General features: G+C 38.3%; 13 protein-coding genes. 7 read left to right on the top strand and 6 right to left on the bottom strand.

Features of this window, described 5'->3' with window-relative positions:
• Positions 1-62: 62 nt before the first annotated feature.
• The 5 genes from FKV42_RS00065 to FKV42_RS00045 are packed head-to-tail and all read right to left on the bottom strand — an operon-like array spanning position 63 to position 5,386.
• A complete protein-coding gene (locus FKV42_RS00065; RefSeq protein WP_154808207.1) occupies positions 63-818 on the bottom strand; it encodes a formylglycine-generating enzyme family protein in 756 nt (251 codons plus the stop codon).
• Complete coding sequence (locus FKV42_RS00060) at positions 815-1,921, bottom strand: ABC transporter ATP-binding protein (RefSeq protein ID WP_154808206.1); 1,107 nt, start codon at positions 1,919-1,921, stop codon at positions 815-817. The genes FKV42_RS00065 and FKV42_RS00060 overlap by 4 nt, the downstream gene beginning before the upstream one ends.
• Positions 1,918-2,994, bottom strand: a complete 1,077-nt coding sequence (locus FKV42_RS00055; protein ID WP_154808205.1) for an iron ABC transporter permease — start codon at positions 2,992-2,994, stop codon at positions 1,918-1,920. The genes FKV42_RS00060 and FKV42_RS00055 overlap by 4 nt, the downstream gene beginning before the upstream one ends.
• A complete protein-coding gene (locus FKV42_RS00050) occupies positions 2,994-4,211 on the bottom strand; it encodes an ABC transporter substrate-binding protein (protein ID WP_154808204.1) in 1,218 nt (405 codons plus the stop codon). Before FKV42_RS00050 ends, FKV42_RS00055 begins: the two co-directional genes overlap by 1 nt.
• Positions 4,208-5,386, bottom strand: coding sequence for an adenosylcobinamide amidohydrolase (locus FKV42_RS00045; protein ID WP_154808203.1), 1,179 nt, complete (start codon positions 5,384-5,386; stop codon positions 4,208-4,210). Before FKV42_RS00045 ends, FKV42_RS00050 begins: the two co-directional genes overlap by 4 nt.
• Positions 5,387-5,701: 315 nt before the next feature.
• On the opposite strand from FKV42_RS00045, the gene FKV42_RS14050 reads away from it, so the two are divergent.
• The 6 genes from FKV42_RS14050 (at position 5,702) to FKV42_RS00015 (ending at position 13,147) form a co-directional block, all read left to right on the top strand.
• Positions 5,702-7,294, top strand: a complete 1,593-nt coding sequence (locus FKV42_RS14050) for a hypothetical protein (RefSeq protein WP_230375353.1) — start codon at positions 5,702-5,704, stop codon at positions 7,292-7,294.
• 78 nt (positions 7,295-7,372) lie between these two features.
• The gene (locus FKV42_RS00035; RefSeq protein ID WP_196213986.1) at positions 7,373-9,046 is read left to right on the top strand and encodes a type II/IV secretion system ATPase subunit; all 1,674 of its coding nucleotides are present in this window, start codon (positions 7,373-7,375) and stop codon (positions 9,044-9,046) included.
• Complete coding sequence (locus FKV42_RS00030; protein ID WP_154808201.1) at positions 9,036-10,868, top strand: type II secretion system F family protein; 1,833 nt, start codon at positions 9,036-9,038, stop codon at positions 10,866-10,868. Before FKV42_RS00035 ends, FKV42_RS00030 begins: the two co-directional genes overlap by 11 nt.
• Positions 10,869-10,882: 14 nt before the next feature.
• The gene (locus FKV42_RS00025) at positions 10,883-11,284 is read left to right on the top strand and encodes a type IV pilin N-terminal domain-containing protein (protein ID WP_154808200.1); all 402 of its coding nucleotides are present in this window, start codon (positions 10,883-10,885) and stop codon (positions 11,282-11,284) included.
• Complete coding sequence (locus FKV42_RS00020; RefSeq protein WP_154808199.1) at positions 11,281-12,522, top strand: DUF7289 family protein; 1,242 nt, start codon at positions 11,281-11,283, stop codon at positions 12,520-12,522. Before FKV42_RS00025 ends, FKV42_RS00020 begins: the two co-directional genes overlap by 4 nt.
• Before the next feature lie 76 nt (positions 12,523-12,598).
• Positions 12,599-13,147 carry an ArsR family transcriptional regulator gene (locus tag FKV42_RS00015; protein WP_154808198.1) on the top strand — a complete coding sequence of 183 codons (549 nt, stop codon included), beginning with the start codon at positions 12,599-12,601 and terminating at the stop codon, positions 13,145-13,147.
• 225 nt (positions 13,148-13,372) lie between these two features.
• Here the strand turns inward: FKV42_RS00015 and FKV42_RS00010 are convergent, their stop codons facing one another.
• Entirely contained in the window at positions 13,373-14,674 is a 1,302-nt protein-coding gene (locus FKV42_RS00010; RefSeq protein WP_154808197.1) for an MFS transporter, read from the bottom strand.
• Positions 14,675-15,059: 385 nt separating this feature from the next.
• Between FKV42_RS00010 and FKV42_RS00005 the strand changes: the two genes are divergently transcribed.
• Positions 15,060-15,562: DUF2162 domain-containing protein (locus tag FKV42_RS00005; protein ID WP_154808196.1), on the top strand; the 503-nt coding region annotated here is incomplete at its 3' end.

Genomic DNA, 15,562 nt, shown 5'->3' with positions numbered 1-15,562 from the left:
GGCCGCATTTTTTTCTACACATGTCATTCAATAAAGTTATAAAGTGCTAAAGAAGCAAACAATTATATTTTCCTGAGAAGACGAAATCCTACAGGGCTTCCCCTGCCGTCCGGCTGGAAGTAGTAGCGAAAGGCTGACCGACAGTACCAGGCTTCGACACCCAGGCCACCACCACGTATGATCCGGTCCGAGCTACTACCATCTTCCCACGAACTCCCATCATCAGGAGCACCTGTATAGTCATCATGCCACTCATCCTGACACCATTCCCATACATTGCCATGCACATCATACAACCCCCAGGGATTCGGTTTTTTCTGACCAACCGGATGAGTTGTGCATCCTGAATTTTTATCCCACCATGCATAATCATCCAGATCAGACGCATCATCACCAAACAAATATCTCGTGGTCGTACCAGCCCTGCAGCCATACTCCCACTCAGCTTCTGACGGCAGGCGGTACTCATCCGTCCCCTCCATTTCATTCAGCTTCCTGACAAACTCCTGCACATCATTCCATGAAACCTGCCCAACCGGCCTATCATCGTCCTTGAAATCAGACGGATTGTTGCCCATGACAGCTTTCCATTGCTTCTGCGTGACGGTGTATTTGCCGAGGTAGAAGGGTTTAGGGATCTTCACTGTATGAATGGGTTTTTCAAAATCACACCCATTAGATCCCATCTTAAACTCACCGGCAGGAATTTTTAGAAACTCCATACCTATGGAGTTGGTTAGTTTCTTTTTCTCACACACCTCTCTTTCTTTCCTGAACCGTCCTCCCTCTTCCTGCATTCCCAAGCATTCCTTTTTCATGTTAAGCATACCTCATCAACTATTGTATTATCGAATTCCTGATCAATGAGATCAACAGGTAGCTGTTTTTTTGAATCTTTGTTCTCATGAATCTGATTGATATACTTGATCATATCGGCAATTGATGGAAATTCCCTTTCAGGCTCCCCGTTCATACATTTCCAGCAAGTATTCCCTGAATTGTTCCCGATCTCGATCGTTATGCTACTGCTATTGTCTTTAGAAATACAATAGCCTGCACGTTCAAGTGCATGCGCTGTCCAGATACGCTCGACACCATTGTTTCCCAGGAGATTGGCATCACCCTTCTTTTCAGGAGGGATTATGAAAGTCCCCTTTTCGTTGTCGAAATGAACTCCCCCCATTGCAAAAGCAGAGCCAAAAACACCCTGTAATATAAGGTCTTCAGGAGATCCTGAAAAGAACTCCCCTTTCTTATTGAACAGCCATATTCTGTCAGCTGTGCGCATGGCGATATCAAGGTCATGGATAGATAACAGCACAGCTCTCCCCGGATGTCTTGAAAGGGATTTAAGTATCCTTATTACCTCGATCTTGTGAGGGAGATCGAGAAAAGCAGTAGGTTCATCTAGCACAAGTATCGAAGGGTCCTGTGCCAGTCCGCGTGCGATCATTACTTTTTGTTTTTCTCCGTCACTTAGCTCAGACATAAATCGATTGGAAAGTTCAGTAGCCCCCACAGAATCCAAAGAAAAAGAAACGATCTTTTTGTCCTCTTCAGACAGTGTTCCGGACCAGCCTGTATATGGATAACGACCCAGGGCCACAACATCGAAAGCTCTGAAATGAGAAATATTGGTATTAGATGTCAACACTACACTCAGAACCCTTGCTTTTTCCATAGCAGTAAAATCTTCAAGAGGTCTATTCATAAGAGAAATGTCTCCCGTTAAAGATGGCTGCATACCAATAAGAGTTCTTATTAATGTGGATTTGCCTGCACCGTTCGGCCCTATCAGGCAAACAAGTTCTCCCGGTACAAGCTCCAGGTTCAGGTTTTCAGAAATAACTTTTTGAGTTTTCTTCCGAGTAGTGTATCCGATAGATAAATCACATGCAGATAACAGTGGCTTTTCTTTCATGCTTGCATCCCTCCTAATTTGTTACCCCGAAGTACCACCCATATTATGACCGGCGCTCCGAGCATAGAGGTTACGGCACTTAATGGAAGTGTAAGATTACTCCCTGGAAGATGTGCTACCAAGTCGGAGAACAATGCAAGACTACCACCAAGAATGATACATCCCGGTACGAGTATCCTGTGGTCTGCAGTTAAAAAAAGCCCCCTGCAAAGATGAGGTACAGCAACCCCAAGGAAAGCAATGGGACCACAGAATGCAGTAACAGTTCCTGCAAGCAATGCAGTAATAATAATAAGATAGTGTCGTGTTGTTTTAAAGTTCATCCCCATGCTTTCTGCATATTTTTCTCCCAGAAGCAAAGCATTTAGAGGTTTGATGAGCAAAAATGAGGAAATCAGGGCAATTGATATGATTGGAACAAGTATGCTAACCTCGGCACATCTTATGTCAAAACTACCGTAAGTCCATTCGGTAAATGCTTTAACTTTTTCAGGATCGCTGAAATGTACAAGTATAGTAACTAAAGAAGTTGCAGCATAACCAAACATTAATCCCAGAATCAGTATTGTCACACTGCTCTCTACTTTGCGTGATATAAAAAGTACTATCATAAGCACTGCTGATGAACCCGCAAAAGCAGCTATAGCAACTGCTGCACTTCCAAAGGAACCAAGACCGGCAAGCATTTGAGGAATCGTTGTTGCTGTTCCACCTCCCACCAGAAGAATTACAATAGCAACTCCAAGACTTGCACCAGAGCTAATACCAAGAGTAAATGGACCTGCAAGAGGATTTCTGAACAGGGTCTGCATTAGAAGACCGGCAACTGCCAGTGCAGCACCACCAAATGCCGCTGCAAATGCTTTTGGAAGCCTCATATCCATGATTATGATCTGCCACGAATCATTTACCATTTTATTACCCAGCAGTATTGCCAGAGTATCCTGGAAAGGTATATTTACCGACCCCAAAATCAGGTCTAGCATGAAGAATATGAATAATGCAGCCAGGGAAAAAACCATGAGCAGAACAGCTCTGGATGAGCTGTCCCAACCCCGCTCATTAACTTTCATTATTCACTATCCTCGCTTGTTGACTCTAGTTGCTTATGGTAATACAGCTCATAATCCGGTAACAGCTCCGGATGAAGTATCTTTATATAATCCGCAAGAACTATATCGGGCCTTAAAACTCCCGATTCATAGTAATCATTGCCACCATATCCACCATCCTCACCAGTATCATATACCCTGTAATAGCATGTGTATACATTCCCGGTCTTGGCAGGATTGAATTCCAGGTACAATGGATCATAAGACTCCATAGCTTCAATGCTATCCCAGTCAGCTGATACGAACCAATAATCCGAATCTTTTCCTTTATCTAAGACATATTCAAAATCAAGTTCAAAGCTCTCCGTGTTATTATCATTTTCCCACAGGTAGACACCTCCGGCATCTTTGACGAATTGTGCAATGAAGCTGTTTCCTCCAGGAGCGTACCATGTACCACGTAATGCATATTCTGCCATAACAATAGGTCTTTCCTCAACGTTATTTGCTAGCTGGGCCATTTCTGTATAATTTTCGGAAACCTTTGCGAAATATTCATTTGCTTTCTTTTCATCGTTAAAGAAAAGAGACATGAACTTTACCCACTCTGCCCTGCCAAGAGGTGATTCTTCTTTTGATTCACATGTACTCACGGGTTTTAGGCCCATATCCTTAAGGGCGAATATATACTCGTCACTACCTGTCATATCAGTGGTAAGAGTCGAAACAATGTCGGGATTGATTTCTACTATTGATTCCACATTTACTTCATTCCCACTTCCCACCTCTTCCACAGCTCCTTCTTCTATGAGTTCTCTTACCGGAACAGAGTTAACATAATTGAAATTACCTACAGCTTTGAGCTTGTCAACCTCCCCTATAACGTCAAGAGCAGGGATATGTGATATGGGAAGTGCAACTATGCTTTCAACAGGAATTTCCACTACAAGTGAATCGCTGTAACCTTCGGGGACCGGAGTTCCTTTCTGGACAAGAACATAAGAATATTCAACACTTGTTTTTGGGTCAGTGACTGTAACAAATTTGTAGTTATTGTGGTATTCCACAGAGAAACCAATTGCATATTCAACATCTACCTTATCAGGAAAATAGTCCATTGTGGGGTCATATGTATCTTCTATGGAATCATTATCTTCTGAGATACTCTCCCCCATGCATCCAGACATAAGGATACATGATATTGCGATTAACAAAACCAGAATAACCTTCGTTTTCATTCTGTTTCACCATACATTCCATTCTTGGCTATCCATGCAGTTGTGCGTATCCAGTTCGTGATTATTGATTCTTTTTCGTTGAGAATCTTATCGAATGGAGGGAAATTCTTTGCCATCAATACTTCCGGCAGTCCCTTCATCGTCTCAAATGCAGCTTTTTTTCCTGCTTTTTCAGGAACCAATCCCCATGAAATCTCATCAACTATATGTAATACGGATGCAGTAGCAGCTACTAACGCAGGGTTCTTCGCCATGCACCTCAATGAATTGATAAACTGCACTTTGCGGTTCTCACCATCCATCGCTGCTGAGACTTCCCAATATTTTTTCTCGTCAATTCCGAACCGTTCAAGGCGTATAAGCATATCACATTGTGATTGGGGTGTCAGTCCTGTTTCTTTTGCAAGAGCTTTTTGCACAGCCTCGATCACACATTTTCCTATAAGTTCTCCAAGTTTTGAGTGCTTTCCGGCATCGGTCAAATGCATAGAACTGTTCCTGTTAGCAACAATAGCTATCGAGTCAGTCCCGGAACCTGTGGCAATTCCCTCTGAGTATTTGCTTCGTCCCATGAGCTGCTGGATAGCAACGGTCTTTGCTTCTGTTGCGGTCACGACTGCCCTTACCATGGAATTTGATGGGAGATCAGCACCGATGATCAAAATAGTGTTTATGGTTCCCAGTACCATGTTGTACATTCCATTTTCCTGATAGTAGGAGGCAGGATCTCCTGCTCTTCCACCGTTCACCTCTATTCCCCCGGTAGTGACAGCTGTTACTTCCAGATCCCTGAAGGTCTTGGTTACTATTACCACATTATTCATATTCGCTGCAGTGTGTTGACCTGTTGACTTCGATGGATCCAGTCCAATTCTTTCAGCAACATTAGCCTCATATGTACTTATAGATCCAGCTGCCTTTAATTTAGACCCGCAATCTTCAAATCCATCAACTCCCTGATGGTTGAATACGTACTGTATATCTTCCCTGTATCCACCATTGAGATGTGAAGTTGTAAGTGTACTTCTTCCAGAAGGTAATTCAACGATAACTGATTTATCCTGCCGGAATACACGCTCCCCGGTAGAGGTTTCCCACAAAAATTGTTTATTATCAAATATATTTTCTGAATTGTTATTTTGTAAGGAAGAGTTGAGTTCGGTTTTTTCATTCATTTTGATTGTTCTCTCCATCTAATCTTTAAATCATATCAGATAACATTGTGCTGATTCAACTTGAAACCACTTTTAAAATTTATAGTCCATAATTACAATAGAATGCCTCAAATATGTCAATTATAAGTTTACAGAATTTATATATAAGCATATACCTTTATACCAATTATGTTTATGGATATTTTAGTTAACTGATATACAATTGTTCATTGTATTATTTGTATTATCATTATTATGATATGCTATCATCTATATAACTTTAAATAACAGTTCACTCCTAACCATATATGAATGCTGTGAACAATGGATATCAATATGAATAGTGATCAAAGTAAAGGAATGGAGAACGTTGGCAACGTCAACGATTCACTTAACACAAATATTAGTAGTAGTATACCTGTGTCCGGGATATCTGAAGATGGTGAAGATAATAAGGTCCTCGACATTAGATACTGTTCTAATTGTGGAAAAGAGATTAACACTGTCCATGAAATAAAGAAAACACCGAAAATCAAAGTTGTGAATGGTATTGAAACAGTTTTTTTTGAAAATGAATCTGTTTTGAAGTTTGATTCTGCTATCTGCTCTAAATGTGGAAAAGAGTTTTGTTCTTCTTGTCAGGGTGATGATGGGACTAAACATATTGAGGGTGCGGAGTGGGTTTGCACATATTGTTCCATGCAAGTATGCGAACCGGAAATTGAAGGGAATGGGATTAATGATGTTGATTCAGTTCCTGAGATTAGTTGTATTGCAGAAAATAAAACAAAATCTGTCAACTTCGATTCTTGTGACAGAGATGCAACAAAGAATGCTTTATCTAAAAGTTCCATTGATACGAAACATGATGGGGTAAAATTAAGTCCTTGGTCCAGCACTCCTTCACTATACAAAAAATTCTGTAAAAACTGTGGAGACTTGATCAATAGTACTGATATTGAAAATGTATCTTCTAAATGTTCGATGTGTAAACATGATTTTTGTTCATCATGTTTAACACATGAGATTGATGAAAAATCCCAAAAGGAATATCATTTTTGTTCTTCATGTTTGAATAAATATGAAAAAATGCTTGCTGAAAGAAATGGTAGTAATAGCATACTTTCCCATCTATTTGTAAAAGGGGATAAACAAAAGAAAACTGGAAAATCAGCTAAGCAAGTTAACAAACGGGTATTATATACCAAAATAGCTGTTTTTTTGATACTAACTCCACTCTTGACTTTACTCTTATCTGCAGCCGTCATTACGGCTGTGAGTCCCGATATAGATTCAGCTCTTGTTTCTTCTGCTCCGGCTGCAGATCCAGTTGTTGTAAAAGACATTATAATGAAACGTCTCGGGGAACCAGTTGTTTTGGTAGATAACCAATTAGCTAAAAATTGTTCATGGTATGACTTACTGGTATTTTTAGATAATGATGACACTGATCAATTAATGTATGTAGATGGTACATTTGTCTGCACAGATTTTGCAGAAAGATTACACAACAATGCAGAGCAGGCTGGAATTCGTGCAGCTTATGTCACAATAGACTATTCTGATTTGGAAGAAGGTCATGCGCTTAATGCTTTTGAAACAACTGACATGGGTCTGGTCTTTGTAGATTGTACGGGTTCTATTAAAAAAGGACAAACAACTAAAAAACAAACAACTAACCTTGATCTGGAGGAACTGGAAGAGCTGTATTTCTTGGACTATATAGATTACACGGGTTCTACTGAAAAACAGATTAACTGGGACAAAATTGCTTATGTCAAGGAAGGAGAGAAATACGGAGTTATATCACGGGATTATGCAAAAGAAGCAGATTATGATTTCTATTTAAAAATCAAAAATAATACACGATATGCCTTTTTTGAAGAAGGTGGTACAGTTAAAAAAGTAAATATTTACTGGGATATGTAAAGTTCAATCTATTATTCTAATGATGTGTACATCTAAATCAGTATGTATTTATACATGTAAATGTTACAGGTAACAGAAATGTCTTCGCTACTTGAAAACGGTATAATTAAAGCTAACAAGTTTATCTCTAAACTTAAGAAAGTGGAGAATCCTTCAAACGATATAAACGAATCTGAAGAAGAGCTCGCTGTTCTTTATAATGAAATATCAGGCTTTGATGAGAAAATAGTGGAATTCGAAGTTCCTGCAGAGTATGAGGAAATAGAACGGTACTGGGTAGATGAACCATACTCTTTCATATCTGTTATTTATCATATCGAGAAAAAAGATTATTTATATCATATAGTTGAACCAAAACTAAATCGGTTTGAAATTACCTTGCTTGAGCAGTTGTTCATGGAACTGGGAGATGTGCTTACACTTAAAGGGATAGAAGATATTGAAGCGCTCACAGATGAAAGGAAAACAGAACTTCTCAAGGAACAAGTGAGAAAGATACTGGCAGAGTATTCAGACCTTACATCCCGATCATTTGAAAAAGTATTTTATTATATAAAACGTGACTTTGTAGAATTTGGTCAGATAAGTTCTATAATGCGCGATCCTAATATAGAGGATTTGTGGTGTAATGGAATTGGTATTCCATTGTTCATACATCATACTATCTACGGAAATGTTACTACTAATATTGTTTTCAATAGCAGTGATGAACTTAATTCTTTTGTTATGCGCATTGCCCAGAACAGTGGTAGGCATCTCTCAAAATCCACACCAATACTTGATACAGTAATGAAAGATGGTTCCCGTATCAATATCACCTATGGTACTGAGGTCAGTCCTAAAGGTAGTTCATTCAGTATAAGGAAACAGAAAAAGGTACCAATCACACCTCTTGATCTTATTGCATGGAAAACATTCTCTTCAGAGATGATGTCATATTTCTGGATATGTATGGAAAATGGCAAGAATATACTTTTTTGCGGTGGTACTGCATCAGGTAAGACTTCTTCTCTTAACGCTATCTGTATGTTTATCCCCATGGATGTAAGAATCGTCACATTGGAAGACACCAGAGAAGTACAGCTTCCTCATGAAAACTGGGTTCCTACTGTTACAAGAGATGGCTTGAATGCCAACGATATTGGTACAGTAGATCTAAATGACCTGCTTAAAGCAGCACTGCGTCAGCGTCCAGAATACCTCTTGGTAGGAGAAGTACGGAGCGTTGAGGCCCAGATTCTTTTCCAGGCAATGAATGCAGGACATGCAACCTGCTCAACATTCCATGCAGGAACTCCTAGAGAAGTTATCAACAGGTTTACCCATGCCCCAATAAACGTTCCTGTGGCAATGTTCACAGCTCTTGACGTAATTTCAATGCAGTCTAGTTCCTATGAGAAGGGAGTTCAGAGAAGAAGGTGTTCTGTAATATCTGAAGTAATTGGTGTTTCTTCAAACGGTGTGGACCTGAAAGACAGTTGTGTATGGGATCCTATCAACGATGTATTTGAAAATAAAGGATCTTTCATAATTAATGAAATCAGAAATAAACGTGGCTGGACACTTGAAGAGTTAGATCAAAACTTGAGCAAAAAACAGCGTTTTCTTGAGCTTATGATAGAAAGAGGTATACGTGACTATACAGGAGTGGTGGAATGGCTGGATGCATTTAGAAAAGATCCAGATAAAATATTGAGTCTTTTGTCTTTTGATGATTCACCTTCTCAGGAGGTAGAAGCAGGTGGATTTTAAAGTTAACAGATATTTTATCCGTCATTATGTGAAATCAAGACCGGAAAAATATGCGGATCTCAGGAAAAGTCTTAGTTCGGCTAGAATGGACATTCATTATTCGGTCTACATTGAGCAATGCATAGTTTATGCAGCACAGATGTTTGTGACACTATTCATTCTCTTTTACTTAATGCCAGTATTGCTTAAATATGAGATATTTGCTTTCTTCCGTACTTTTCACACCATTCTTCTCTCCTATGAGATTCTGGTAATAGGTCCTGTTGTCGGAGCAATATTTGTCTACTATATTTGTCTCATCAATCCTAAGCTAAAAGCTTCTGCACGCAAAACCAAAATAGATGTTGTTTTGCCACATGCAGCTTCATTTTGTTATGGCATGTGCAAAGGTGGGTCGACAATGTATGAGACCATCATGGAACTTGCCAGAAACCCTCATATTTATGGGGAGATAGCAATTGAAGCATCGTATATAGTAAGGGATGTTGAACTTCTGGGAACTGATCTTATGCAGGCTATACATAATACTGCAGCAGTGACACCATCTCCCACATTTAAGGATTTTCTTGAGAACATGATTCCCATGGTTGAAGGCGGCAGTCATGTGGACAAGTATTTTGCCGTCAAGATGAATCAGTATTTTGATCATGCAAAAAAGACACAGATAATGTTCATCAAAACATTGGAAATGATCTCGGAGGTTTATGTTGTAGCTTTTGTTGCAGTCCCTATATTTCTTCTGATAACACTAGTGACAATTGGTCTGCTTAATACTTCTCAAAGTCCATTTTTGTTTCAGGCTCTATATATAGGTCTTCCTATAGGTTCTATTGCTCTGATAGTTCTTCTTGATGCGATTTCACCTAAAGAAGATCTGGGAATGAAATATGTAGATAAGGTTATACTTACTAGATCTCTGGCGATAGAAGAAGAGGATATTGGTGATAAGGAATACAAAAAAAATATGGATAAGTTTGAGAGCAATAAGGCAAAGAAGAAAGTACTTGATATTTTAAAACACCCCTTTGCTCCAGTAGTCAAAAAGCCCCTCTATGCGATAGTTTACAGCATTCCCTTGATGGTACTTCCTTTCATATACTTTGACAATCACTTTGAAAAACAGCTTTTACTTTCTCTAATATTGGGTTTTTTACCGATAACACTTGCATATGAATATAAAGTCAGGAAACTGAAAAAGCTGGATAATGCAATTCCAGATTTCTTAAGGAGGCTTGCTGAGATCAATGAAATGGGTCTCCCTCTTAAAAGCGCAATGGGACTTCTTCTTAAATCTAACATAGGTTTGTTATCTACTGAAGTAAGAAGGGTATGGATGGATATGGAATGGGGAGGGGAAATGAAAGACGCACTTGCACGCTTTGAGAATCGTATAGGAACCCCCGCTCTTCGGCGCGCTGTTACTCTTTTAATCAAGGCAAGTGAAGTGAGTGATGACACAAAAGATGTTCTACTAATCGCTGCTGAAGATGCAGAGAATATGAACAAATTACGTACTGACAGGTTTGAAACAGGATTCATATATCTTGCAACCGTTTATCTTGCATTTGGAACTTTTCTTTATGTTTGCTATTCTTTTGCAAATGAATTCCTGGTTTCTATTGTAGGAATGGGTGCAAATCAGGGACTTATCAATCCTGATGAGATAAAGTCTACGATGTTTACTACATGTAGTATTCTCGGATTATTTTCCGGTTTGATCCTTGGTGAAATGGCAGAAGGTAAAATCATGGCAGGTCTTAAACATTCACTCATAATGATGATAGTTACCTTTATCATGTTCCACAAAATTATAATTTATTGATATTAGGTGATACTTTGGCTTCAGAAATGGTAGGAGAAATATTAAAATTATCCATAGCAGTTACTCTGGTGGCAGTATTTTCTATTTCTGTTTACTCACTTTTACCAGATGAGAGAATTCCTTATATGGAGATCGAATTGTCTTCTGATATTAACAATTCTTCAATTATACATTTGACTCATGTAGGTGGAGATTCTCTCCGAGTATCGGAGATAAGCCTAGAAATTACAAATTCATCAAATATATCACAAACTAATTATACTAAGTTGTCTACTCTGACCTCTCAGCCGTACTGGAGGTTCCCTGAGACTGTCGATATCAATATTACAAAGCTACTAAACACCAATCCTGAAGGAGTTACAGTTACAGTGATTCATACAAGAGGGATACTTGCAGAAGGGGTTATCTCTACATGAAAATATGCTCATTTTTTGAAGATGACAACGCTGTTTCAACAGTTGTCACTGCTATTCTCATTATGGCTGTGATTATAACTTTTCTGAGTGCTATCAATGCATATTATCTTCCGTCACTTGCGGCAGATCATGAGATTCACCACATGCAGGATGTAAGAAATTCTTTTGTAGAACTTTCGTCCATGATCACTTCTGGGAATCCCAGTTCAAGAGTATTTATCCCACTAGGGGATGGGGGTCTTCCATATATTTCTTCAGTTTCTTCCAGTGGAATTATTACAATATCACCGGATGGTAGCTCCTTCAATATATTTATGGAGGGGGCCCACTCGATAGAGGAACAGGAATATGAAATCGATGAAAATAAAAGTGTGATTGAACAGATAGATCATGTATCTACTCTTTCAATGCAAACAGATACTTTTATAACAAACAATTATTCTGTAAGTGTTGATGAGAATAACTCTATTTCAGTAGCATTCTTAAATTGCTCGGAGGTATTTGTCACAACACTTAAAAATGGGACGATTGTTTTCAATGAAACAGTGCTTAATAATAGTTATTACAATGTTACTACTCATCCCAATACTGTGAATCTCTTAAACCTAGATCTTCTTAATCCCAGATATCAATTCTCTGAAATTCTCAGTGAGACTTCAAGGCCATTTAACTTAACCTTTGTTGTGGGAATAAATTATATAACAGCAACAGGCCAAAAAAATCCTCCTAAAACTGGCCGTTTTCATATCAAATATGACATGTTATTAGATCCATTTGATATTAATATTTCTTCTAAATGTGGATATCTTAGATACACAGCATCCAATAATCAATGGCTTGATCAGGAATATATTTTCGAAAATGGTGCTGTAATATTAAAACAGGGTGGCAACTCAACAATGAGGAGCAATCCTTTTTTTGACTATAACAACAATAAAGTTACTCTTTTATTATACAATATAACCGGTGATAGAAAAAGTGTTGGTGGCAATGGCGTATCTATAGTGAATGTACTATTGGGTGATGAAAATAAGATTGAATACAGAAATGTATCAAACTTCAGTATTGTCATGAATACTGAATATGAGGAAGCATGGGTAAATTATTTCCAGATGCAAGGTGCAAATGTTACTTCCCAAAATGAAAGTCTGAATATTGCTTTCAATAAAAACAGATATAATAATAGCAGTGATATAACTATTATTATGAATGATATCAATGTCATCCAATCTAGTTAATAATATTAGTATTCTCCGTATTATTATTAGTTAAAATCGAAAGGTATAATAAGCATTAGACTTTCTACTATAATCCATGACTCAAAATAGTACATTCTCACAGGTTACCACCGATCAAAAGCTAATGATACTTAATGCTCTTGGAAGCGATACACGCATTAAGATAATGCAATTGATTCGTGAGAATGAAATACATATATCGGAGATTGCCAGAAACCTAGGATTATCGGTTCCTGTTATATCAAAGCATGCTAATATTCTGGAAGATGCCGGACTCATAACAAGAAAAATTTATGGGAAAAGCCATGTTATTTGTGTAAATAATACAAATATTTTTTCTGCTCTTGATATGTTTGCTCCAAAAAAAAAAGTGCATGTGAAAAAAGGGACATGCTTGTTAGAAGCACTTGAAAACGTAGCTGCAGTAGAAGTAAAAAAAATCAATGGTCAGGAAAGTGTTGTTTCTACAGATGGCGAAGAAGGGTTTTTTGTATATGAAGTAGATGGCGAGTTTTCTAAGAAGACCGTTAAAGACTATAAAATTGAAAAGAACTCAACAGTATCATGGAAAAAGTTAGAACCAGTTGCCAGAATAGAACTTGATATAGTTGTTGATGGTGAATGATCACCGATGAATTTTAGTTATTAACCTAACGTTTCTAACTTATTAGTTATGATTTTTCCATCCACTTTTTGCAAAACTAAGTTTAGATGAACATTTCATAAATTCTACTGCAATCATATTTTTCAAACAATCACCATCATGCATAAAGTTTGCATGAAATCACTCTTTTTATGATGGAAAGTATATGCTCAGATAAAAGTGAACATAGACCTTAATGCACTGCTATTATGTGTTATCCGGCTGATCGAACGATCTAAGACGAAGGGAGAACGGGAATATAAGATAAATGATAATCGCGATAACTATGAACGCTCCTCTTCCTAGAAGCTCGTAGATGAATCCTCCACTCATAAGACCAAAGATACTGGCAACGCTTAAAATACTGCCGAATACTCCAAAAACAAGTCCCTGATTATCTTTTCCTGCAAGCTTTGACAGCATAGACTGTGTGGATGGCCACATAAGACCATTGCCTGCTGCGAACAGCACAGCAGCTACATAGATCAGGTTAGTGCTTCCACATGCCAGAAGTATGAAATTGCTTCCCAGTATCAGGCATCCAGTCATTATAAGGAAAGGGTCGGAATATCTTATTGATAAATACGAGAGTAATGGCCCCTTCACTACTATTAGAAGAAGGCTCAGGAACGAAAAGAAGAGTCCCAGTTCTGCAATACTCCATTGAAGCTCGTTGAAAGCATATACAGGAAAAGAGGTATAGAAGGCATTGAAACCAAGGGTGGGCAGAAAATAGATAAAGAACATGTATGGGATATGTTTCAGCCCAAGTATATACCTCAATCCTTTTTTCTGTACAGGCGCGGGGTTCGCACACCTTTCAGACATATCAGATGTCATTGAAAAATCATCAGAAATCTTTTCCTTCATGATAGATCTTCGGGATTCTGGCACATAGAAAGCTATGAGAATGACACCTGCTAGAGAAATGATAATCGCTGCCAGCACCGGCAGTGCTTCACCATATATCGTTACACTGAGGATTCCTGCAAGTGCCGGGCCGCCAATGAAACCAAGATTTGTGGAAATCGACATCTTTCCGAAGTTCTTACTTCTATCTTTATCTTCAGTAATGTCGGCAATGTACGCATTGGAAACAGAGACATTCCCACCAGTCAATCCATCAAAGCCCCTTGCAATGAACAAAAGGACCAGTGGGACCGTCATTGCAAAGCTCCCAAATATACCTGAATCCACGTTGACAAGAATCATTATCGGAACGAATAGGGCAATAAAAAATATCATCCATGAAATTAGGGTGCCTATTTGACTGAGCAGAAGCACCTTCTTCCTTCCATAGGTATCAGACCAGCGTCCCAGTAATGGGGAACCGATGAGCTGGAAAACAGGATACATCGATGAAATGACACCATATATCAGTGCATTGCCACCGAACCTTTCCACAAGGAATATAAGGAACGGAGTGACCAGGCTGATACCCATAGTACCGATAAAGTTCACCAGAAGAAGAGGATAGATGGTTATCCCTTTTGTTTCCCTGTCAGTCATATAATCAATGATTACTGGGAGTGATACTATATGATATTTTGGTTACACTTAACAGATTGATGAGAGTTACTCATAAGCATTAATCTAACGTTTCTAACTTATTGTTACTAGGATTATTGTCTTCAATAATAATCATTTTTACAGATTTTGACTATAGATATTGGTTTCAATAGGTTTTCTACAGAGCCTCTATATATAAAAAAACAAGTGCAACATCAGGAAATAGAAATGTATATGTACAATAAAGATGTACACATGTATTATCTTAAAAACAAACAATTATCGTATGTTATGAAATAGACATATTTTACTACTTAGGAGGTAGTTTTTATTAACTCATACTCGTTGGTAGTTGAAATATATACTCTATTCTACTGGTGGTACAATGAGCTACGTATATGCAGCCGTGATCGGCATACTGATAGGCATCTCTATCTTCGGACTAAAGACCGGAGTAGGGTGTGGCTTTTCGACTGTAAAGAAAAAAGATGTACTGATACTTGCAAATGGTTATTTTCTTATCTCCGTCATACTTGGAAGCCTTGTAGAAATGGTAGACCAGTCATATCTTGAAAAGATTTCAAATCTTGGAATGACATTACATGTATTCATCGCACTGCTTCTTATTGCTGCAGGTGTCTACACGCAGAAAAAATGGAACTGTGGACATGATGTCTCAAAAAAGACCTTCCTTGTAATTTCAGTTCCCTGTCCTGTATGTCTTACAGCTCTTTTTGTATCCTGCATGATACTTGCTTCAACCCTTGAAGTAAGCGGATGGAAGGTCGGGATTCTTGTAGGACTTGTATTCTTCATTTCAGTAATATCATCAACATTTGTCTTCAGGAAAATGAAACGCACACCTGAAGATCTTGGAACTGCAATGAT

It is taken from the genome of Methanolobus vulcani (assembly GCF_006546655.1).
GTDB lineage: Archaea > Halobacteriota > Methanosarcinia > Methanosarcinales > Methanosarcinaceae > Methanolobus > Methanolobus vulcani_A.
The sequence above is the reverse complement of the archived record's forward strand: the minus strand, read 5'-3'. Positions and strand labels throughout refer to the sequence as shown.